Annotated in this window: 17 protein-coding genes and 7 pseudogenes; 13 read left to right on the forward strand and 11 right to left on the reverse strand. The window is 61.4% G+C overall.

Annotation, left to right across the window (positions count from 1 at the left end; translation table 11 throughout):
- Positions 1 to 9: 9 nt before the first annotated feature.
- The 4 genes and pseudogenes from ggt to ACGLHR_RS26175 form a co-directional block, all read right to left on the reverse strand.
- A complete protein-coding gene (ggt, locus tag ACGLHR_RS26160; RefSeq protein WP_400097007.1) occupies positions 10 to 1,620 on the reverse strand; it encodes a gamma-glutamyltransferase in 1,611 nt (536 codons plus the stop codon).
- Positions 1,621 to 1,814: 194 nt separating this feature from the next.
- A pseudogene (locus ACGLHR_RS26165) lies at positions 1,815 to 2,441 on the reverse strand (CoA transferase); the annotation flags it as partial.
- 54 nt (positions 2,442 to 2,495) lie between these two features.
- A pseudogene (locus ACGLHR_RS26170) lies at positions 2,496 to 3,456 on the reverse strand (tripartite tricarboxylate transporter substrate binding protein).
- Positions 3,457 to 3,665: 209 nt separating this feature from the next.
- Positions 3,666 to 3,920, reverse strand: a pseudogene (locus tag ACGLHR_RS26175) (aldolase/citrate lyase family protein); the annotation flags it as partial.
- A gap of 535 nt (positions 3,921 to 4,455) precedes the next feature.
- Here ACGLHR_RS26175 and ACGLHR_RS26180 point away from each other — a divergent pair.
- Positions 4,456 to 4,719 carry a hypothetical protein gene (locus ACGLHR_RS26180; protein WP_400096978.1) on the forward strand — a complete coding sequence of 88 codons (264 nt, stop codon included), beginning with the start codon at positions 4,456 to 4,458 and terminating at the stop codon, positions 4,717 to 4,719.
- Positions 4,709 to 5,681: pseudogene (locus ACGLHR_RS26185) on the forward strand (ornithine cyclodeaminase family protein). The gene ACGLHR_RS26180 and the pseudogene ACGLHR_RS26185 overlap by 11 nt, the downstream one beginning before the upstream one ends.
- A gap of 376 nt (positions 5,682 to 6,057) precedes the next feature.
- Here ACGLHR_RS26185 and ACGLHR_RS26190 read toward each other — a convergent pair.
- Both ACGLHR_RS26190 and ACGLHR_RS26195 read right to left on the reverse strand, forming a co-directional pair.
- Positions 6,058 to 6,333: a LysR family transcriptional regulator gene (locus tag ACGLHR_RS26190; protein ID WP_400096979.1), complete on the reverse strand. Its 276-nt coding sequence runs from the start codon at positions 6,331 to 6,333 to the stop codon at positions 6,058 to 6,060.
- A 3-nt stretch (positions 6,334 to 6,336) separates the two neighbouring features.
- A complete protein-coding gene (locus ACGLHR_RS26195) occupies positions 6,337 to 7,284 on the reverse strand; it encodes a LysR family transcriptional regulator (protein WP_400096981.1) in 948 nt (315 codons plus the stop codon).
- A gap of 119 nt (positions 7,285 to 7,403) precedes the next feature.
- On the opposite strand from ACGLHR_RS26195, the pseudogene ACGLHR_RS26200 reads away from it, so the two are divergent.
- The 8 genes and pseudogenes from ACGLHR_RS26200 to ACGLHR_RS26235 all read left to right on the forward strand — a co-directional run.
- Positions 7,404 to 7,538: pseudogene (locus ACGLHR_RS26200) on the forward strand (amino acid ABC transporter ATP-binding protein); the annotation flags it as partial.
- A 75-nt stretch (positions 7,539 to 7,613) separates the two neighbouring features.
- Positions 7,614 to 8,084 (forward strand): RidA family protein, encoded by a 471-nt coding sequence (locus tag ACGLHR_RS26205; RefSeq protein WP_400096983.1) that lies wholly within the window; start codon positions 7,614 to 7,616, stop codon positions 8,082 to 8,084.
- A gap of 126 nt (positions 8,085 to 8,210) precedes the next feature.
- Positions 8,211 to 8,519: an SDR family oxidoreductase gene (locus ACGLHR_RS26210; protein WP_400096985.1), complete on the forward strand. Its 309-nt coding sequence runs from the start codon at positions 8,211 to 8,213 to the stop codon at positions 8,517 to 8,519.
- A gap of 217 nt (positions 8,520 to 8,736) precedes the next feature.
- Complete coding sequence (locus ACGLHR_RS26215) at positions 8,737 to 9,855, forward strand: alanine racemase (RefSeq protein ID WP_400096987.1); 1,119 nt, start codon at positions 8,737 to 8,739, stop codon at positions 9,853 to 9,855.
- Between the two features lie 138 nt (positions 9,856 to 9,993).
- A complete protein-coding gene (locus ACGLHR_RS26220) occupies positions 9,994 to 10,980 on the forward strand; it encodes an N-carbamoyl-D-amino-acid hydrolase (protein WP_400096989.1) in 987 nt (328 codons plus the stop codon).
- A gap of 41 nt (positions 10,981 to 11,021) precedes the next feature.
- Positions 11,022 to 12,104: a threonine/serine dehydratase gene (locus tag ACGLHR_RS26225; protein WP_400096990.1), complete on the forward strand. Its 1,083-nt coding sequence runs from the start codon at positions 11,022 to 11,024 to the stop codon at positions 12,102 to 12,104.
- A 136-nt stretch (positions 12,105 to 12,240) separates the two neighbouring features.
- On the forward strand, positions 12,241 to 13,167 hold the full coding sequence (locus tag ACGLHR_RS26230; RefSeq protein ID WP_400096991.1) for a Bug family tripartite tricarboxylate transporter substrate binding protein: 927 nt from the start codon (positions 12,241 to 12,243) through the stop codon (positions 13,165 to 13,167).
- Positions 13,168 to 13,181: 14 nt separating this feature from the next.
- Positions 13,182 to 14,642 carry an amidohydrolase family protein gene (locus tag ACGLHR_RS26235; RefSeq protein WP_400096993.1) on the forward strand — a complete coding sequence of 487 codons (1,461 nt, stop codon included), beginning with the start codon at positions 13,182 to 13,184 and terminating at the stop codon, positions 14,640 to 14,642.
- Between the two features lie 275 nt (positions 14,643 to 14,917).
- On the opposite strand, the gene ACGLHR_RS26240 is transcribed toward ACGLHR_RS26235, so the two are convergent.
- Positions 14,918 to 15,208: a sensor histidine kinase gene (locus tag ACGLHR_RS26240; RefSeq protein WP_400096995.1), complete on the reverse strand. Its 291-nt coding sequence runs from the start codon at positions 15,206 to 15,208 to the stop codon at positions 14,918 to 14,920.
- An 18-nt stretch (positions 15,209 to 15,226) separates the two neighbouring features.
- Here ACGLHR_RS26240 and ACGLHR_RS26245 point away from each other — a divergent pair, with 18 nt between their 5' ends.
- The 3 genes and pseudogenes from ACGLHR_RS26245 to ACGLHR_RS26255 form a co-directional block, all read left to right on the forward strand.
- A complete protein-coding gene (locus ACGLHR_RS26245) occupies positions 15,227 to 15,397 on the forward strand; it encodes a hypothetical protein (protein WP_400097008.1) in 171 nt (56 codons plus the stop codon).
- Between the two features lie 107 nt (positions 15,398 to 15,504).
- A complete protein-coding gene (locus ACGLHR_RS26250; protein ID WP_400096997.1) occupies positions 15,505 to 15,657 on the forward strand; it encodes a hypothetical protein in 153 nt (50 codons plus the stop codon).
- A 173-nt stretch (positions 15,658 to 15,830) separates the two neighbouring features.
- A pseudogene (locus ACGLHR_RS26255) lies at positions 15,831 to 17,168 on the forward strand (amidase); the annotation flags it as partial.
- A 140-nt stretch (positions 17,169 to 17,308) separates the two neighbouring features.
- Here the strand turns inward: ACGLHR_RS26255 and ACGLHR_RS26260 are convergent.
- The 4 genes and pseudogenes from ACGLHR_RS26260 to ACGLHR_RS26275 all read right to left on the reverse strand — a co-directional run.
- Positions 17,309 to 17,642 (reverse strand): annotated as a pseudogene (locus ACGLHR_RS26260) (aldo/keto reductase); the annotation flags it as partial.
- 174 nt (positions 17,643 to 17,816) lie between these two features.
- Positions 17,817 to 18,878 carry a serine hydrolase domain-containing protein gene (locus ACGLHR_RS26265; protein ID WP_400096999.1) on the reverse strand — a complete coding sequence of 354 codons (1,062 nt, stop codon included), beginning with the start codon at positions 18,876 to 18,878 and terminating at the stop codon, positions 17,817 to 17,819.
- A 100-nt stretch (positions 18,879 to 18,978) separates the two neighbouring features.
- Entirely contained in the window at positions 18,979 to 20,130 is a 1,152-nt protein-coding gene (locus ACGLHR_RS26270) for a M20 aminoacylase family protein (RefSeq protein WP_400097001.1), read from the reverse strand.
- A gap of 118 nt (positions 20,131 to 20,248) precedes the next feature.
- Positions 20,249 to 21,166: ABC transporter substrate-binding protein (locus ACGLHR_RS26275; protein ID WP_400097003.1), on the reverse strand; the 918-nt coding region annotated here is incomplete at its 5' end.

Below are 21,166 nucleotides of genomic sequence, written 5' to 3' on the forward strand. Positions count from 1 at the left end.
ACAGGAGAATCAAATTCCGACGGGGTAGCCATCCTTGCGGTGATCGCATGCCGCTACATAGCCGCCATTGTCCAGGCGCAGAGCCGCCTGGGCGCTGCCGAACTCAGTATCAAAACGTTTGGCAACCGTGATCGGATGCCCGCGTGATGTCAGTCCTTCAATCACCGCTTGCGGCATATTCCATTCGACGGTAACGCCATGGTTGTCGTCAAGTACGCGCCAGCGCGGCGCATCGCTAGCCGCCTGCGGATTCAGCCCCTGATCAACCATGCGGGAGACCATCTGCATATGACCCTGCGCCTGCATGGATCCGCCCATGAGGCCAAAGCTCATCAGCGGCCGGCCGTTTTGCATCAGGAAGCCGGGGATGATGGTGTGGAATGGACGTTTTCCAGGCGCCACCTCGTTGGTATGGCCATCACGCAAATTGAACCCCCAGCCGCGATTTTGCAAGGCGATGCCAGTATTGGGCACCACCACGCCAGAACCGAAGCCCTTGAAGTTGGATTGAATAAACGAAACCATCATGCCGTTGCGATCCGCCGTGGTCAGGTAGACGGTGCCGCCGCCAAGCGGCTTTCCGATGCGGGCCGGCGCTGCCCACTCGGGGTCGATCAGCTTGGCGCGCTTTGCCAGATATGCCGGGTTGAGCAGGTCGGCCGCTGTTACTTCCGTCATGTGATCCACGTCGCCGACGTATTCATGCAAGTCGGCAAAGGCCAGTTTCATTGCCTCGATCTTCAGATGCATCGCCAGCGCGCTATCCTGGTCCATGATCTTCAAATCGAAATGCTCAAGCATGCCCAACGCCATCTGCGCCGCAATGCCTTGACCGTTAGGCCCGATCTCGTACAGTTCAACATCCCGGTAGCGGATGCTGATCGGCTCGACCCAGTCCGCCTTATGCGCGGCGAGGTCGGCTTCAGTGATCGCGCCGCCGGTATTGCGCGCGTGGTCGGCGATCGCACGGGCCAGTTCGCCATGGTAAAAGTCGTCGCCCTTGGTGCGCGCAATTCGCTCGAGTGTATTTGCCTGTCCCGGGCAAATGAAGCGCTCGCCCTGAAGCGGTGCCCGGCCGTTGGGGGCAAGCGCTTCGCGGTAGCCCGGCTGATCGATCAGTTCGTCGACCTGTTTTTGCCACTGATTGTGGACATTGTGCGAAACCAGATAGCCTTCACGCGCATAGCGCAGCGCCGGTTCGAACAGCTCTTCGAACGGCAGGCTGCCAAAGCGCTCCCACATGGCGCGCCACGCTGAAACGGTGCCTGGCACGGTTACCGAGTCCCAGCCCCGCTTCGGCATCTCCTCGTATTTTGAAAAATACTCGCGCGTCCATGCGGCCGGTGCGCGGCCCGATCCGTTCAAACCGTGCAATTTGTTGTTGCCATCCCAGATCAGCGCAAACGCGTCGCCGCCGATACCGTTGTTGCACGGCTCGACCACAGCCAGGGCGATTGCCGTGGCAAGCGCCGCATCGGCCGCATTGCCGCCGCGCAGCAGCATCTGCAAGCCGGCCGCGGACGCAAGCGGCTGCGAAGTCGTCACGACGTTGTCGGCGACCAGCGGCAAGCGCTGCGACGTGTAGGGGAAGGTCCAGAATGCGCTTTGATTCGATTGCATGTTGTCTTGATGTAAATAGCAGCCGACGCGAAGTCTGGCGGCGGCAAGCCGTTCAGCTAAGTACGGCGGTTGAAAAAAGTCGGCGCACTTAGGCGCTTCGACGGAAGATATGCGGTCAAAGCCGCGCATGTCGGCATTCACGAACTGCACGACACCAGGGAATTTCTCTACCGGCTGATCCGGCGGCTCTCCTCCTGACCGGCTGGCTCTGAGATCGCCTCATAGAGTGCGGAGGCGACGCCGCCGGCGACCAGTGCCGAGCCGTAGTGGTCAACGACCGAGCCATACAGGATCTCTGGCGCGCCGCCCTGCTTGCCCTGCAGCGTGCACTTGCCGGTCATGGTCTGCAGGACCTGGTCGTAGCCGGCCTTGTGCTTGAGCGGGCCGTCTTCGCCATAGCCCGTCACGGCGCAGTAGATCAGGCATGGATTAACCGGTTTGAATTGTTCGTAGGCAATGCCCAGCCTTGGCGGCACGGTGGGCAGGAAGTTGTGCACCAGCACGTCGGCGACGCGGACCAGCGCCGTCAGCCGCTGCAGGTCCTCGGCTTGCTTAAGGTCGAGCACCACGCCCAGCTTGCTGCGGTTGACACCAAGGATTGCGCTGCTCTCGGCCTCCAGCGAGGACGGATACTTGCGCAGGTTGTCGCCGGCGGGCGGCTCGATCTTGATGGCCTCGACGCCCTGGTCGGCCAGCAGGGAGCAACCAGAGGGGCCCGCTATGTATGCGCTCAGGTCCAGCACGGGCAGTCCGGACAGCGGGCCTGGCTTGCCGGTGCGCTCGCTCGGCGGCGCAGCGCGGTCATCGTTTGGGGAGCGCATGGAAATCTCCGGGCAATTGGCAGTGTGGGCAACGCGAAAACACATCGACCCATATCAGTCCACGATGATGTTCTGTCGCTTGGCGAGCGCCCGCCACCGCTCCACGTCCTGCTCGATGGTGGTGGCGAACTTGGCCGGCGTGACGGGCCTGGCTTCGGCGCCTTCCTTCAGGAAGGCCGCCTTGATCTCAGGCTTGGACAAGATAGCGTTGACGGCGGCGTTGAGCTGGTTAACGATCGCCGGCGGCGTGCCGGCCGGCCGGCGCCAGCAGGCCCCACCAGAGCTCGAACTCATAGCCCGGCACGGCGCTTGACATGGGCGTGAGTTCCGGCGCGATCGGGCTCGGCTTGAGGCTGGTGATGCCAACCGCGCGCACCTTGCCGACGCGGATCATCGGCAGCAGCGATGGGCCGGTGGAGATTAGTAACTGCGTCTGGTTGCCGATCAGGTCGGTCAAGGCGGGGGGCATGCCGCGATACGGGACATGCGTGATGAACAGGTTGCCGGCCATGGCCTTGAGCAGTTCGGTGCCGAACTGGTTGACCCCGCCCGGCCCGGACGAGGCGTAGTTGTACTTGCCTGGCTTGGCGCGGATCGCGGCGATCAGTTCCTGCGGTGTCTTGGCGGGGAATGCATTGTTGACCGCGACGATGAACGGCCCTTGCGCAAACATCGCCACCGGCGCGAAGCTCTTGACCGCATCGAACGGCAGTTTAGCCTGCACTGCGGCATTGGTCGTCATGCTGGACGACACGGCGACCAGCGTGTACCCGTCCGGCGCGGAATTGGCAACGATGCCGGTGCCAGTATTGCCGCTGGCGCCGGGGCGGTTGTCGATGACGACAGGTTGCTTGAGCTCCTCGCCGATCCCCTTGGCGACGATGCGCGCGAAGATGTCGTTGGAGCCGCCTGGCGGATAGGGCACGACAATGGTGATGGGCCTGGTCGGATACCCGCCCTGCGCGAAGACTGCGCCGGAGACCAAGCTAGCAATTAGCGTGGCGGCGAACGCCACGCTACGGGAAACGGACGCGGATGATGTTTTCAAAATGCCTCCATGTCTTTGCTTGTCCCACGCGGGGCAGCCTGATCCCGGCTGCGTCAGGCGGGAGGCAATCCAAGGCGCCTCGCGGTAGCCGCAATGGCCTCCCCCCGCTTCACGAACGGCGGGTCGATCTTCTTGCCGTTCACCACATAGGCGCCTACGCCCCTGGCCTCGGCATTGCCCGGCTGCACCACAGCGGCAACGTCAGCGGCGAAGTGGGCGGTGTCCAGCGCGTTGACCTGGACGATAAGCGTCATGCCGCTCGCGCGTCCCCGGCCCGAGCGCAGCAGCTCGCGCAGTGCCTCGCGCGCATGCGGCTCGCGGTCCTCCGCCACCGCGTCCTCGAGGTCGAACGACAGGCCGTCTGCGGCGCTGGCGAACGCCTTGTCGAACAACTCCGGGCGGGAGCCGGGGACGAACAATTTGTTTCCCATGGCAACGTGAACCGGTGGCATTGAAATACGGAAGTGTGGTGCATGCCTGAGCAAAGATAAACCATGCAAGCTTTTCTTTAATCCATAGAGATTTTTTGGATACAAGCAGGGCCGACCGGACCTGCGGCAGGCTAGCATCACCGCGCATGAGCCTTCGATCTCGAGAGCGCGCCAAAGCGGGGCTAAGATCAGGTCTTCTCGCGAGAGGTCAATGAGCCAGCTACAATGCACTCACGTCCTTTAATCCTCAACCGGCGATCTGCCGGATTACTGGCCGGCGTTGTCCCGCGCGGCTTTGGGCGAGCCGCAATCGCAGGGCAGGGACATCCTGCGCCTGCCGGCCAATCTGACCTGGTTCAGGGCTCTCCGGAGGTCCTCGAAAGAATGCGATTCCGTCGTGCTGCGCCTTGCCGGGCCCTGGCGGTGCGCGGCCTATTCCGATGTCAATCAGTTACCCTAGCGTCATGTACTCGGGTACGAGGGCGCGCCGCCAAACCGGCGGCCTTGGGCCCGCAGTCCGCTTTGTAACTGGAGGATGCTTCACAACGCCATCCAAGTGGTCGTCGGCTGGACGGATGAACCTCTGCACCAGTTCACATTTCGTGGTGTTGGCCCCACCGTTGCTGGCTTCGCGGTTCAGTACTTCGGCGGATACGGCAGCGCATTTGCGCTTGGCGCAACGCAAGGGGCAGCCAGCCGCCAGCGCGCCCGAGGAATCTCTCTTGACAAAACATCCGATACTGGATATTTTGTCCATATGACGAAACGAACTTTGGAACTGTACAGCGATGCCAAGTGACGCGCGCCTCCTGCTGCTCGATAAGAACGAGGTCGAGGCCCTGCTGCTCCATGACGATGTCCTGCGAGCCGTGCGCGAGGCATTCGTGCTGCATAGTCAAGGCGAGGGCCGCGTGTTCCCCCTGGTCCGGGAGCCACTCATCACGGGGGGGCGTATTCGGCATCAAGTCGGGGGATGTTCAGGCGCAAGGCTTGCTCGGCTTCAAGGCGGCCGGATTCTGGCCAAACAACCGCCGGCTTGGCGGTGAGCCCCACCAGGCCACTATCATGCTGATCGACCCGGCCACTGGGCGCCCCGCCTGCATCATAGACGGCAACGCAATCACAACGATGCGCACCGGTGCCGCAGGTGGCCTCGGGCTGCAGCAGCTCGCGCGTGCAGACAGTACCAACCTGTGCGTCTTCGGCACCGGTGTGCAGGCGGGCGTGCAACTTGACTTCGCGCTGCGGCTGTTGCCGGCGCTCTGCCACGTGCGGTATGCCACTGCGGACGGCAAACGCGACGCCGCGTTCGAAGCGCAGTTCGCGCAACGATACGATATCGCGCTCGCGGATGACCCCAATGTGGCGGTGTCCGAGAGCGACGTGGTGATCACCGCGACCCCAGGCGGTGGCGCGTTGTTCGAACCGCAGGCGGTGCAACCCGGTACGCACCTGAATTGCGTCGGCGCCGACACGAAGGGCAAGCGGGAGCTACCGCAGGGCCTGCTGGAGCGGGTGCGTCTTTACGTCGACGACCAGGCGCAAGCGCGCCAGATCGGCGAGTCTCAGTGGGCCCCCGAGATGTCTTCCACCGAACTGGGCGATCTGTTGACGGGCATGGCTAGCGCGAACCGGCAACCGGCCGACATCACGGTCTTCGACATGACGGGCCTCGCCCTGCAGGACCTGACCGTGGCACGCCTGCTCCAGGATCGAGCTTCCACTGCCCGCATAGGCTCCAGCATCGCGTGGCCCTGGTAACGCCTCCACCACCAGGATTTCGGTATGTAGGACCTCTTGCTTACGTCCCGGGCACAAGCAACCGCGAGGACTTCGCACGTTTCATCGCCAGCGAGCAGAAGAAGTGGGCGGACCTTATCGAGACCGCGAAGATTCCGAAGCAGAATTGAGCAGCCCGCCAACCATGTCCAATTCCCGCATTGCGATTCTCGCCTTTGCCATCGAATCGCGCCGCTCGGCCACAGGCGCTAGCTCGAGTCGGCCTCCACCACGCGGTCACGCAGTACTTCGGAATGGTCAGTCCCTGGCCGCACTAGTGATTATTGCTTCGCATCTCTCGAAAAAACGTTGAAAAGGACATTGTATCGATTAATTCCGTCATACAAAAATGAAGGCCTTAAGCTCTCGGTTGTTCTCCTCTTTGCAGTCTCTGTATGGATTCAAGACTCTCCAATAATTTCTCGCATAGCGAGTATATCTCCCGGCCTTTTGGGGAAAGAATGGATCTCTTTCGGTCTATTCTCTCGAACAGACCCTCAGCGGCAATGGTTTCCACTTCTTGCAGGCGTTTTGTTGCCGCGGATTGGGTTATGTGAAGTCTGTCTGCCGCGCGTTGGACGGTTCCGAGTTCGGCCACCCAGTAAAAGGCTTCAATTTGTTTGACGGATAACATAGGTTATTTCCCAAAGTCGTTTTTCGGGCCGGCGATGCTAGCATTTTGATATCTATTGTTGTAGTCGCAATTCTTACGCGCTATCGTTGCAACTTCTCGATGAAATGTTGTCACCGCTTCCTCGCGCACGACGACAACATAGCGCACCACAGGTAGTGCGGGAGTGATTTTGACTTCCTTCACCAATCGCATCGAGACCAGCTCGTTGGACACCGCGAGTGGCAGGCAGCCTATTCCCATGCCCGCCGTGGCCATACCGCCCAGCGCAGCAAAGCTATTACAAGTGAGCGTCTTCTCTGGCCGCACGTTGTTTTCTTCGAACCATTGAATGATCCAACGTCCGAAAGCCGAATCCCTGTCCTGAATCAGGAGTGGATAGTCCGCAAGCTTCTCGACCGAGCAACGAATCAGCTGGGGTTCGAAAGAGCGAAGACGGAACCAGCCGCATCGCATACTGCCAAGCGGAAGCCGCAGCAGACCGGACCACTGCGGTGAATCGGAAACCATAGCCATTTCGAGCTGTCCACGACGCACTCTATCGTATAGTTCCCACGCAACTCCCCCTACCTCCAACTTCAGCTCCACCAGTGGAAATTGCGCCTTAACGGCCCCGACGAATCGGGGCAGCCAAGTCATGGCCGCGATTTCCGTGACACCGATGCGGAGTGATCGCTTCATCTTCAGCGGGCTGCCGAGCTGTTCGAGCAGGACATCGCGTTGGTGAAGGACATAACGCGCTTGGGCTAACACTTCGCTGCCCTCCAGCGTGAGACGGGCCGCGCGTTCCGTCCGATCAAACAGCGGAAACGGGAAGCGGCTTTCGAAGCCCCGGATGTGCTTGGAGACCGCAGACTGCGCGATGCCGAGGCTGTCGCCCGCTGCCTCGAACGACCCCATGTCAGCCACAGCGACGAGCGCTTGCAAATGATGAAAGGTGATCTGGAGTGTCATCGGCAATGTATATCCAAACGGAATGGACAAGTATCGTTAAATATCGCTTTATTTTAGACGTCGCTCCGTTAAAAATGAAGCCGGAGAAGAGGTAGGCGACTCCCGCCCCCCAGACCCCACAGAGCGAGGCTGTCGCCAGGGCACTAGGGATCGCGCAGCCAGCCATGCTCTTCGTTGAACCCACGAGTGCCCTCGACGCCCCAATGATTGGCGAAGTGTTGAAAGCGATGAAGTCACTGGCCCGTGACGGAATGAACCCGGCTATGGCGGACTCGTGTAGTTGCATTCGTAACACGCGAAACTCTGTAGCCCGAATAGGGAAATGAAAAATGATGATCAGCCCTGAGGAAAGACTCACAGCGCTCGGAATCTCGCTGCCGCCTGCGCCTACTCCCAGCGCGAGCTATGTTCCTTTTCGAGCGGTAGGACCAATGCTCTATCTCTCTGGACAAGGCCCAAAGCTTCCTGACGGTACGTATCGTATCTGGCAACTACGCACCGCCGACAATATCCCGGATGGCTATGCGGACGCACGCTTGGCCGGATTGAATCTCCTGGCCTCCATCAAGGATGCCGTAGGCGATCTCAGTCGTATCGAAGCGGTGATCAAGGTTTTCGGGATGGTAAATGCTGCACCGGATTTCTCGCATCACCCAAAAGTCATCGATGGTGTTTCTGATCTGTTGATCGAGGTCTTCGGGCCAGAGGTCGGCAGGCATGCCAGATCTGCCGTGGGAATGGGTTCGCTGCCTCGCGGCATGAGCGTCGAGATCGAATTGATTCTGAAAATCAGGGATTAACGGGTTTCACTGATCGCGTACTCCCGGGAATGCGCAAGCGTGGTTTACGGAAGGGGCATCAGGAGGAGCACATCTTCAGGCGTTGTCGCCCCCATAGCGAATCTCGGACTTCCGATTGCCCTGCGCATGGCGTTGGTCGGTTGGTCCAGAACGCTGGCGCGTGAGGTCGGCCGCGACGGTATCACCTGCAATATCGTTCTTCCCGGACGTATCGCCACCCAGCGCATTCGATTTTTAGATGAAGCAAAAGCGAAGCGAGAAGGACACTCCGTTGATTCTGTTGCCGTGGACGACACCGAGGCTATCGCGCTGGGCGGCCGGTACGGCAAGCCAAAGGAGCATGCGGATGTGGTGACTTCTCCTGCCAGCTCACTCGGCAGCCCTATCACTGGTTCGACCATTCGCATTTGTGGCTGCCTGATAGCAAGCGTCTAACGAGGGAAGAGAAGATGACAGTTGAATCCAAGCCTCTTGATGAGCAGGTTGTACGCAGGCCCACTCCGGCGTCTCCACGGCAACGCAGCGGCGAGCAAGAGGCCGACGGACGTCATGCCACACATGATCGCGTAGTCCGCTGCGCCTCCCCATATTGGGATGAAACAACCGGTGTATGAACTCCCGCTCTTGCGCGCCATCGATCTGGAGAAGAATTATGGAAGTCAACGATCCACTACGAACCGCCCCGTCCTGCGCCAGCGCGCAAGACAGTGATGATTTAGCCCTCCCCTTCTTTCCCATCGAAACGCCATGTTTCGTCATCCTCGAAGCGGCTGTACTCCATAATCTGGAAAAGACGGCAGAGGCAGCGGGGGGAATCCGGCGGCTCATGCCGCATATCAAGACGCACCGAGCGCAATGGCTGGTCGAGCTGCTGGTTCGAAAGGGGGTGACGGCGTTTAAGGCAGCGACCCCCGCCGAAATGCAGATGGCCGCCGCCGGGGGCGCTCAACATCTTGTGTGGGCGTATCCGACAGTGAACACCGCGGCAATCTCTCGCGTTGCCGACATCGCGCGAAGGCACCCCAACGTGCAATTCGAAGCGTTAGTCGATTCCCAACGCGGATTTGCCGCCTGGCGCGATGAGCTGGGCCGGCGGCCAGCATCCAACATCACGCTGCGGCTCGATCTGGATCCTGGTCTGGGACGTACCGGCGTTCCGCTCAACCATGAAGCACTGAAATTGGCTCGCGCCATGATGGTAGTGGGCCTCTTCAGTGGCTGGCACTGCTACGACGGCCACATCAAGGGAGCCAATAGATCGGAGCGTGTAAAGGAAATCAAGAACCTGATTGAAGAGGTTAGGTGCCTGTTATCGCAAGCACGGCGGGAAGGCCTGCCAGTAGACCTGATAGCGGGAGGCAGCTATTCCTTTGATGTCTGGCCCGCTGATCTCGCACAGTGGGTTGCGCCGGGAAGCTGGACGTACTCGAGTGCGCAGCATCAGGCAGACCTGCCGGATTTCGGTTGGAGAGTCGGCGCATACGTGCTGGCTACCGTACTGTCCACACGCCAGGGCACCGCCACGTTGGACGCGGGAACAAAAGCCATTTCGCCGGACATACCGCTGAAGGAACGGTTTCAGGGCCCGGGCTCGATCAGAATGATGAAAGAAGAGCACGTCGTTATCGAGACCGACGAACTAGACATCGGCCAGCAAGCGGCTCTCGTACCCCGGCATACCTGCACCGCAGCCTACCTCTACAACCGCGCGCTTGTACAGTGCGTTGACGGAAGCTGGGAGTTCCGCGATCAACTCGGCGCGCAACGTTAGTCGGAAGCCTGGCTGCAGTTCCTGCATGACAGGGCTTCGCTGAACTATTCCTCCGTAATGGCCGCGGGGATTCATGACCAGAGTCTACTCTGATAATTGAGCCTGCGGCCTGAGCTCATCGAGAAGGCACCCCAAGACATGCCCAATAGCATCACCGTCGCCGCCGCTCAACTCGGTCCCATCCAGAAGTCCGAAGGGCGCGAGATCGCGGTCGGAAGGATGATCCAGCTGCTAGAACGCGCCTATCGCCGTGGCGCTCACGTCGTCGTGTTTCCCGAACTTGCGCTGACCACGTTCTTTCCGCGCTGGTACCACGAGGACCTCGACGAGACGGACGGCTGGTTTGAAACGGCGTTGCCCTCGCCAGCGACCGCACCGCTGTTCGAGGCGATCCGCCGCTTTGGCCTGACGGTGTACCTGGGGTACGCCGAGATCGCTTATGAGCCCGATGATGCCGGTGTCACGCGCAAGCGCCGGTTCAACACCTCGGCGATCATCGCACCGTCGGGCGAGATGATCCTCAAATACCGGAAGGTCCATCTGCCCGGCCACGCAGAGTACGCGCCGGCGCGGAAGGTGCAGCACCTGGAAAAGCGCTATTTCGAAGTCGGCAACCTGGGCTTCCCGGTGGTCCGGGCGCCGGTCGGCAAGGACGTCTGTGTGAACATGGGCATGATGATCTGCAACGACCGCCGCTGGCCCGAGGCCTGGCGCGTGCTGGGCCTGCAGCAGGTCGAACTCGTCATGCTGGGCTACAACACTCCAAGCTTGAACATGGAAAACCGCGGCTTCGAGGCCCATCACCTGCGCGTGTTCCACTCGCAGCTGTCCATACAGGCGGGCTGCTATCAGAACGCGTGCTTCGCCGTTGCGGTCGCGAAGGCTGGCACCGAGGACGGCCACGAAATGTTCGGCCACTCCATCATCGTCAATCCCCAGGGCGAAATCATGGCGCAGGCCACCAGCTGGGACGATGAACTCATTGTGGCCGACTGCAACCTGGACATGTGCAAACTGGGCCGGTCCACCATCTTTAACTTTGCCTTGCACCGACGGGTCGAGGCGTATGCACGGATCACCGATCAGGTCGGCAGCGAGGCCCCGCCGGCCTGGCCGGCGCGCTGATCCCGCCTTCCTTTCTTCCTCGATTACCAAGGGGCCTCGCCATGCAGCCAATCGAATCGCTGGATATCCATCCAGCACGACCACGACCCGCGCACGCGATCCGGCACGAGATGCTGGGTCACATGCGCGTCCCCGATTTCGCTGATGTCGAGCAGGCGGCCGAGGACATCGCTCCCTATGTCGTGCGCACGCCGTTGCTGCGTTCGTCGAAGCTCGACGCCATTGCCGGCGCTTCGGTCTGGCTAAAGGCGGAAAATCTGCAGGTCACGGGTTCGTTCAAAGCCCGCGGCGCATTCAATGCGCTGCTGTCGCTGCGCAGCGAACAGCGCGCGAAGGGCGTGGTCGCCTATTCCACTGGCAATCACGGGCAGGCGGTCGCGTGGGCCGCGCGCCAGCTCGGCGTGGCTGCGACTATCGTGATGCCGGTCGACGCGCCGCGCAACAAGGTCTCGCGCGCGCTTGCCCAAGGCGCACGCGTCGTTCACTACAACCGCCGTCATGAAAGCCGCGAGGCGATCGGAATGCGGCTGTTGGAGGAAACCGGCGGCACGCTGATTCCGCCGGGCGATCATCCCGCGGTTCTTGCTGCCCAGGGCACCGTGGCGCTCGAGGCGTTGCAGGATCTGCCCGAGGCCGCGCTCGACAATCTCGGCCTGTTCGCGGCGCCCTGCGGCGGCGGTGGCTTGCTGGCCGGCTGCGGCCTGGTCGTCGATACGCTGAATCCCGGCGCGCGCCTGATCGCGGCCGAGCCGGCAGGTTTCGACGACACGATGCGCTCGTTGAGCAGCGGCCGCAGAGAAAGCAATGCCATAGGCGCGAGGACGCTATGCGACGCGTTGCAGGCTAGCACGCCGGCCGAACTACCCTACGCAATCAACAAGTGCTTTCTCGCCGGCGCTGTGGCAGTCAACGATGCGCAGGTCAGCGCCGCCATTCGCTTCGCGCTGGAGGAGCTCCGCCTGCTGGTCGAGCCGGGGGGGGCCGTCGCGCTGGCAGCGTTGCTCGCCGGCATGATCGATCTCGAAGGCCGCGACGGTGTCATCGTGCTGTCTGGCGGCAACGTCGATCTTCCCTTGCTTCAAACGATTCTGCAGCCCACTGCAGCCGCCGCGCGCGGCACTTGAGACAACCGCGTCACCGGCTGCGCATATCCACGCCGGGCCCGGGCGCCAACTTACCTACCACGAAAGGAACACAACCATGTCTCGCTTCCGAAACTGTGCCCGGATACTAAGACGGGCTTCACTGACAGCCGTCTCCATGCTGCTCACGGCCAACGCCTTCGCATCCTATCCCGAGCGTCCCATCACGCTGATCGTCCCGTTCAATGCGGGCACGACGCCCGACATCGTCTCGCGCTTGCTTGCCAATGTCGTCAGCACTGACATCGGGCAGCAGATTGTGGTCATCAACCGCGTGGGCGCGTCCGGCATCATCGGCACGCAGGCCGTGATCAACGCGCCGGCCGACGGCTACACTATCGGCTTCGCGAACGTGGCCACACTTGCCATCAACCAGTCCCTTTACAAGAAGCTGCCCTACGACGCCGACAAGCAGCTGGCGCCCGTGGCGCTGACCGGCTACGTGCAGAACGTGCTGGCGGTGCGCAAGGACCTCGGCGTGAAGTCGGTCTCCGAACTGATCTCGCTGGCCAGGAGCGCGCCGGGCAAGCTCTCCGTCGGCTCTGCCGGGAACGGCACCACGGGCCATCTGGGCGCCGAGATGTTCAAGGCGATGGCAGGTGTCTCCATCACACATGTTCCCTACAAGGGCGGACCCGAAGCGGACCTGGCACTGATGCGAGGCGAAGTGGATCTGGTCTTCGAGAACATCACGTCGATCGCGCCGTATCTGAAGAGCGGCAGCGTCGTGCCGCTCGCCGTCACCGGTGCACGCCGCGACAGCCGCCTGCCGAAGCTGCCGACCATGGCGGAGACGGGACTGAAGGATTACCAGGCGGTGGCATGGACCGGCTATGTCGCGCCTGCCGCGACCGATCCGCAGATACTCGACTTGCTCAACAAGGCCTTCAACAAGGCGGTCAACTCGGACGCCATGAAGGCGCGGCTGGCCGACATGGCATACGAGGTCTCTACGGGGACGCGCGCAGCGCTCTTCGACCTCGCCCACAAGGAGCGGCCGGTATGGGCCGCAGTGATCAAGAGTTCCGGTGCGGCCGTCGACTGAGGAGAGAGAGAGACATGGCGCAATTCGACATACTGATTCGTGGTGGCACCGTAATCGACGGCACCGGCGCACCGCGCAGGCTCGCCGACGTCGGGATCGAGGGATCGCGTATAACGGCGCTGGGCGCGCTGTCATCCGACACCGCTGCGGTGGTGATCGATGCACGGGAACGCATCGTCGCTCCCGGCTTCATCGACTCGCATACGCACGATGACCGCTATCTGATGCTCGATCCGCTGATGCCGGCCAAGCTCAGCCAGGGCGTTACCACGGTCGTGACAGGCAATTGCGGAGTCAGCCTGGCGCCCTGGCGCGCGCCCGCGGGACAGTCCGTTCCGCCGCCACTTGATTTGCTGGGGGACGACCCCGCCGTGTTTCGTTTCGCGGCGTTCTGCGACTATCTAGCCGAGTTGGGGCGAGCGCCCGCTGCAGTCAATGCAGCCTGCCTGGTCGGCCATACGACGCTGCGGATCGCCACGATGGAACGGCTCGACAGGGCGGCGACCGACAGCGAAATCGCGGCGATGCAAGCATTGCTGCGCGACGCCATGGAGAGCGGGGTCATCGGACTTTCGACAGGGGCTGCCTATCCCACCGCAATGCCGGCCACGACCGGCGAAATGGCCGCCGTGGCGGAGGTCATGCGCGGCTACGGCGGCGTCTACGCCAGCCACATCCGCGATGAAGGCGATCGGATCCGCGAGGCGCTGGACGAAGCGTTCGAGGTCGGCGCCGCGGGCGACGCGCCAGTCGTGATCTCCCATCACAAGCTGATTGGTCCGAAGAATCATGGCCGCTCGGTGGAGACCCTGGGACATATCGCGCAAGCAATGCAGCGTCAGCCGATCGGACTCGACTGCTATCCGTACACCGCAGGGTCCACCATCTTGCGAAAGGATCGGCTCGCCATGTCGAGCCGCGTCATCGTGACGCGTTCGGTGCCACACCCCGAGTTCGCCGGACAGGACCTGGATGACATTGCGGCGGCAATGGGTCTCTCGCCCGAAGACGCCGTCGATGCGTTGCAACCGGCAGGCGCGATCTACTTCCTGATGGACGAGCAGGATGTGCAGCGCATCCTCGCCTTTCCCGAAACCATGATCGGCTCCGATGGACTGCCGCACGATTGCGCGCCACATCCGCGTCTGTGGGGTACATTCCCGCGCGTGCTGGGGCATTACTGCAGGGACCTTGGGCTATTCTCGCTCGAGCAGGCCGTGCACAAGATGACTGGCCTGACGGCCCGCCACTTCAGGCTGCCGGGGCGGGGTATCCTGTCGCACGGCAACTTCGCGGACATCACCATCTTCGATGCCGCCGGGGTGGCCGACATGGCGACCTTCGCGCAGCCAGTTGCGCGCGCCAAAGGCATCGAGACCGTGATCGTCAACGGCACCATTGCGTGGAGCGGCGGCGAGAGCACGGGCGCCCGGGCCGGCGCGGTGATCCGCCGGAACGATACGTCTGCTGCCTAGCGCAGGCATCGGTCACGGGCATGGCGCTATCGCACCGTGCACGTTTCCACTCCCCCATCGGCCAATTGCGTCTGTTACGGCGCTGCCCTTAAGCTGCACGGACGCTGCAGATCGTGCCAATCGGCATAGCCTGCGGCGTTCGCTTCCGCGTCGAGGGCGGCGCCGTGCGACATTTCTCCGGTACGGCGCGCGCGGGCAGTGCGGGAGTTCGAGGAAGGTATGGCATCCGTCCGGTCGAAACCAGTTCACCAACGTGGGCGGTCGGCTGGCTGCCCCTACGAAAACAGGATTAGCGTCGCCCCCAATCCAGGATGATTGTCGGTCAATTCGAGCACGTCACCGTGCTGCTTGGCGACGGCGGCCACGAGACTGAGCCCCAAGCCCACACCCGGTGTACTCCGACTTGCGTCGCCGCGGTAGAAGCGCTCAAGAACTTTGGGCTTCTCTTTGTCGGGGATGCCGGGTCCGTCGTCCGACACGGCGATCGCCACCGCCCCGTCCGGGCGGCGCGCCGCCTCAACCGTGATCGTCCCATTTTTCTGGGCATACTTAGGCCCAGAACCCACATGGCACTTGTTCTTACAATGAACGACGGGCAGCGGCTCTGTGATCTGGGTGTCGGTAGTTGCCGGATCAGGGCTCCGATACGACTGGATGTACTCGACACTGAAATCAAACAGGATCTCGACGCCTTTATGCTGACCAGGTCAAATGATCGAGAGTATCTACTGAAGGCGCTGGTTGACGGGAAATGAGAAAATCAATATGCGTTCGACCTGTCTGCGCAGGAGTGGATCGATTTTGCACCCACTAATTATCTGAATTCCACTCACCGAACGCAATCTTTGTACAAAAGTTGCTGGTGATCCAACACTATCAGGTTGGTCGCAAGCTGCTGTTCGGCAATACGCTGAAGATCGTTACGAATGGACAGACCGAGCAACAATTCACCGGCTCCGAAGACATTCAGCGTCCGTTGTCTTTCGAGTTTGGTCTGACTGCACAGGAATGTTGATTCGCAAGGCTCGTCTATATCCACCCTCGTTGGCCCCTTGGCCTCACCAAATGAGGCTCCATCATTCCCTGACGATCATGTCGCAAACCAATCTCCCCCTCCACTTTCGCGGTGCCCTACAACTAGCCCACGACATACACGACGGACGGCTGACCTAGCGAGAGGTTACGCGCCACTTTCTTGACCGGATCACACGCGCCGACAAGCTTCATGCCTTCAGCGCCGTGTTCGAAGAGCGAGCGATGGCCCAGGCGGAACTCTCCGATCAACTGCTTCTTGCAGGCATATGGCTGAGTCCCCTCCACGGAGTGCCGATAGCGCTCAAGGACAGTATCCAGTGGGCGCAAACGCCTGCCGAAGCCGGGTCCTTAACCCGCGCTAACAGGATCAGCGCCGAAACTAGCGCCGCCGCCAAACTGTTGATCGGGAGCGGGCTAATCATTCTCGGCAAGACCAACATGACCGAGTATGCATTCGGGCTTTCCGGTCAGAACCCGACCCTCGGCACAGCACGCAACCCCTGGGACCCAGTGGGACACCGAGCACCAGGCGGGTCTTCTACCGGCGCTGGCGTCGCCGTGGCCGCCGGTCTGGCGCCGATTGCCTTGGGCGGGGACACCGGCGGCTCAGTGCGCGCGCCGGCGACGTTAAACCACCTGGTGGGATTCAAGCCGTCCTCTGGCCTAATCAGCCGAGCCGGCTGCCTTCCGCTATCCGGAACACTTGACGTGCTGGGCCCGATCGCCCGCACGGTGGAAGACGTGCGCGCCCTCACAGCTATTCTCGCCCGACCCGATTCGGCCGATCCCATCACCTTGGCCACGCCAGTGGAGGTCTACCAAAATCTGAAACTACGGGCCGATGCGCCCTCCAAGGAGCTTCGGGTACTAGACGAGTCGGCCTGGCCTACGTCCCTGGCAAAGGATGCGCAGCTCGTATGGGATGACGCGATCTACCAGCTCAACCGAGCAGGTTATAACATCCGCAACTGGATCCCGCCACGTCTCCTGGATATGAATCAGTTAGCTGACGACAACTCCTTAATTCTCGGCTATGGGAGCTTCAGACACTATGGCCCACTGGCGCTGGACAATGCCCAACCTCTTTGGGAGGTTGGGCGAAGCCGGATTCTGGCCGGGGGAGCAATCAAGGAGGAGGCGTATCGCGCCGCGCTTGAACGTAGGCGCCAGGCCGCCAAACTCTTCGCGCACTCCCTGGGAGATTTTCCCGCCCTCTTGATGATGCCTGCTCGTGACCAAGGTGCTCAGGTCCTGGACGCCGCGGACGTCGTCCACTCGGGTCTTGGAAAACTCTTGCGGCCGGCTAACTTCCTCGGTTCGCCCGCCATCGCACTGCCCTCAGGATTTGACCATGCAGGCATGCCGATAGGCGTGCAGATGCTGGCCCCTGCATTGGGTGACAAGACACTGCTAGACGCCGCGCATGAGGTTGCGCAAACGCTTCGCGCAGAGCATCGGACCCCAGAGCCCACCGCGTGGGGCCTTCAATAGCGTTCTATCACAGTAGCGGTCTGACCCGGAGCTCCTTGGGGCCCGCTGCCATCGGATAAGTGGCAGCGGGCCCCGCTTGGCAAGGTCTGAACCGAATGAGAAGCTAGCGACGACCGTTCCCCCACATCACTGGGCCATCCTCAACGCGCCGCCTCGCCCCACCGATACTCGGTGGTCGTATCGTCGAGTTGTGCCTTCAGTTCGGGATCGAGCGCAAGATCCGCCGCGGCTAGCGACTCGGTCAATTGATCGGCGTGACTCGCGCCGATGATCGCCGAGGTAATGAGCGGATTCGCCAGAAGTCTTCGCTAGCGACTCACCGGCTTGCTCGGCGATCCCGCGCAGCTTCTCGATCGTTTCGAATTCGCGCTGATGCCAGTAGCGCTCCAGATACATCGCGCCAGCCTTGCCGACTGCAGTGGTAAAGCGCCCTTCGACGGGCGGTGCATCGTGGCGATGCTTGCCGTCGAGGATGCTTCGCGAAACGTACTCTTCTGTCTGTAAGCCGAAGGTCATGGTGCCGAGGCACAGACGTGATACGGTAGGGCCAGTGCGGCCGAGATTGCTGTCTTCAAAACGGCATCGAGATCGCGGCGCTCTTGGGTTCGACGCGCTTCATCAGCACCCTATGCATGACCGCATCGCGGATCAGCTCCTCGACTCCTCGTCACTCGCCTTGAGCACCAGACCAAAGAATCTGTCCGCATACGCCGGGTTAAGCCAGCGGACCACCACCGCCAGGCGGCGCTCCGGTTCGATCCAGGTGAACGAACCACCCGCGCCGATTGCGAAGTAGCTCGAAGCGGGTGCGCTTGGAAAGATGCGGCGATCTTGATTGAGCCAGACCAGATAACCGTAGAACGGCGCGATCGCGCACGGTGTTCGCATGCGCTGCAGCCACTCGGTGGAGAGTACCTGGCGGCCGTTGACCTTGCCCCGATCCAGGAACAGTTGGGCTACCTTGATCTGGTCATTGGCACTGATCGATAAGCCGCCGCCCCAATGTGTGCCGCCTGGAACCGAATGAACGTGGCGCCCGCCCACTTCAACCCAGGCGTTGTCGTAGCCGACCCACTGCCAGTTCTCGCTCGCGCCAAGGGGCCGCATGATCGTCTCGCGAAACACCTCCGGCAACGGGCGCCCGAACAGGTGCAGCAGCGCCAGCGAAAACTGGTTAATGCGCACGTCGTTGTATTCCCAATAGGTGCCCGGCACCCGCAACGGTCGCAGATCCCCTTTCTTGCCCTTGGGCACTATGCCGAACGTCACATGTCGATAGTGGTCTGCTTGGTCCGGCAGCCCGAAACATACACCTTGCCATTCGCTCGTCTGCTGCAACAGATGCGACCAGGTCACCCGCGCGTTGTGTTCGTCATCGAAGCCGATACCGGGCACGCGCACGTGCACCGGTTCATCGACGTCGGGCAGCAGGCCGCGATCGTGCGCCACACCAGCAAGCAACGCTAGATAAGTCTTCGCGACGCTGAAGGTCAGGTCCGCTCGATCGGGTTCGCCCCAAGACGTGAGTTGCTTGCCGTCCCGTGTGATAACGCCGGATACAGGGCCACGCCCGTGCACGGGACCCAGCAGACGGTTCCAAGGGGGCGGGTCGTTCTGATGCACGCCCCACACGCCGTCTACCTCGCGGTCCCATGACGTCTCATGATCGATCGAGAATTGCACAGCGCGCTGAAGATCTGCGGGTTGCATATAAATCCAAGTTGATGCGTTTAACGAATTGAGTTCACTTACAAGTAGGGCCGCGCCTCATAGAGCTTAGCCTGCTAAGTCATGGTCCTGAGGTGCTTGCCTATCGGGCGCCAAACAACTTTACGAGGTTCACCCAGTAATTGGCACCGATCGCAAGTGCGGCATCGTTAAAATCATAACGCGGATTGTGGAGCGGAGCGGCCGTCGCGCCCTCATCAACTCCGATCCAAATGTACGCGCCCGGCTTCTCGTGCAGCATAAACGCAAAATCCTCGGAGGCCATTGAAGGCCTACAGCCCCGTCGCACATTGGAAGAGCCGACTGTCGCTTCGGCCGCAGAAGCTGCGAGGTCCGCCTGAGCTGGACTGTTGATGGTGGCCGGATATCCGAACCGATAGTCGAGCGTCGCGTTCACGCCTAAAGCCTGCGCGATACCCGTGGAAATCTCGCCAATGGAGGTGCGGACTCTCTCCTGCACGGCGCTTGAAAAGCAGCGCACCGTCCCTCGAATTACCGCACGGTCCGGGAGCACATTCCACGCTTCGCCACCGTGAATTTGCGTGACGCTGACGACGCCGGATTCGCCCGGTGAAATCCGGCGGCTTACGATCGTCTGCAGCGCGATCACGATCTGACCCGCACACACCAGCACGTCGCTCCCCTCCTCGGGCATCGCCGCATGGGACCCCTTGCCGTCGACAACGATCTCGAATGTATCTAAAGACGACATCATCGGGCCGTCGTTGATCGCAAAATGCCCGCGGGGGAGGCCTGGCCAGTTGTGCATACCGAAGACCGCATCGCATGCGAAGCGTTCGAATAGCCCGTCTTCGACCATCGATCTGGCCCCGGCCGCAGGCCCCTCTTCTGCCGGCTGGAAGATCACATGCACCGTGCCGGCCCAAGCAGGATCGCGGCTCAACGCGACAGCGGCGCCGAGCAGCATCGCGGTATGGCCGTCATGGCCACATGCGTGCATCTTGCCTTCGTTCTGCGACCGATGCGCGAAGCCATTGGCTTCAGTGATCGGCAGAGCGTCCATATCGGCGCGCAAGCCGATGGCAGGGCCCGCAGACCGGGACAAGGTGCCCACAACGCCGGTCTGCCCGATACCCTCATGTACTTCGAAGCCGTGACGTCGCAGTACGCCGGCAACGAGTTTTGCAGTTGCAATCTCCTCGAACGCCGTTTCCGGGTGGGTATGCAACGCGTGGCGCCACTGGGTCATCAGGTCGATGAGGTCATTATCCATGGGTACTTAACTCCTTTTGCTACAAATATAGAGAAACAACGAAGATGGACCCGTGGGCGTCGTTTGCACCTGCTCGCACGAGAGGTCGATGGCGAGCGCATCGTCGCCAGCACCGTGGTTAGCTATTTTTGCGGATGTTCCAGAGCACGTTGACGGTAGCCGGTACAATGCCGCTGACCACACCCTTGCGGATCACAGAATAGAATTCGCTGTTGCCCAGTGGCGCCAGAATCCCGCTCTGGTACGTTGCCATTTGGATCGCCGCGGCGATCTTCTTGCGCTGCACCGGATCGGTACTCACCAGGTAATCGCTCTTGAGTTGTTCCAACTTGTTGTCTGTCGGCCAGCCAAACCAGCCTTTTTCGCCATTGCCCGTCAGCGGCGAGAAGAACAATGGAGTCATCGTGTCGCCAGGCGCCCAGCCGGTAATGAACAGGTTCCAGCCACCCTTGTCGGCTGGCGCCTTGCTGGTGCGGCGCGTCAACAGCGTCGACCAGTCCATTGTCTGCATGTCGACATTGAATCCGGCCTGCTTCAGCAGTTGCGCCATGACCGGCGGATACTTGTTGAGCATCGCATAATCGGCCGGATACATCAAAACTACCGGCTTGCCATCGTAGCCCGCTTCCTTGAGTAGATTGCGCGCCGCGGCAAACTGCGGCTTGCCGGTGAAGTAGGCGGTCTCAGTCGAAGCCAATGGCGAATCGCAAGGGTAAATCGAGGTACATGTTCGGTACAGGTCCTTGTTCACCAGTTGCGCGCGCATCAACGCCTCCTGGTTGATCGCCATGATGGCCGCCTGGGCAATCTTCGGATTGTTGAACGGTGGCACCCAATGGTTGAGATGCAGACCCACGAGTCCGGCGGGCGTCGGCTTCACCAGTTCCAGACTTGGATTGCTCTTGAACGCGGCGTACTGCTCAGCAGGCATCCGTACAAGCATGTCCACTTCGCCATTCGCAATCGCATTGGCCTGCGTCTGGGCGTCCTTGAGGACGATCCATTCGACCCGATCGACATGGACATGCTTGCCGCC

It is taken from the genome of Cupriavidus sp. CuC1, from assembly GCF_044627735.1.
In the GTDB taxonomy this organism is placed as follows: domain Bacteria; phylum Pseudomonadota; class Gammaproteobacteria; order Burkholderiales; family Burkholderiaceae; genus Cupriavidus; species Cupriavidus ulmosensis.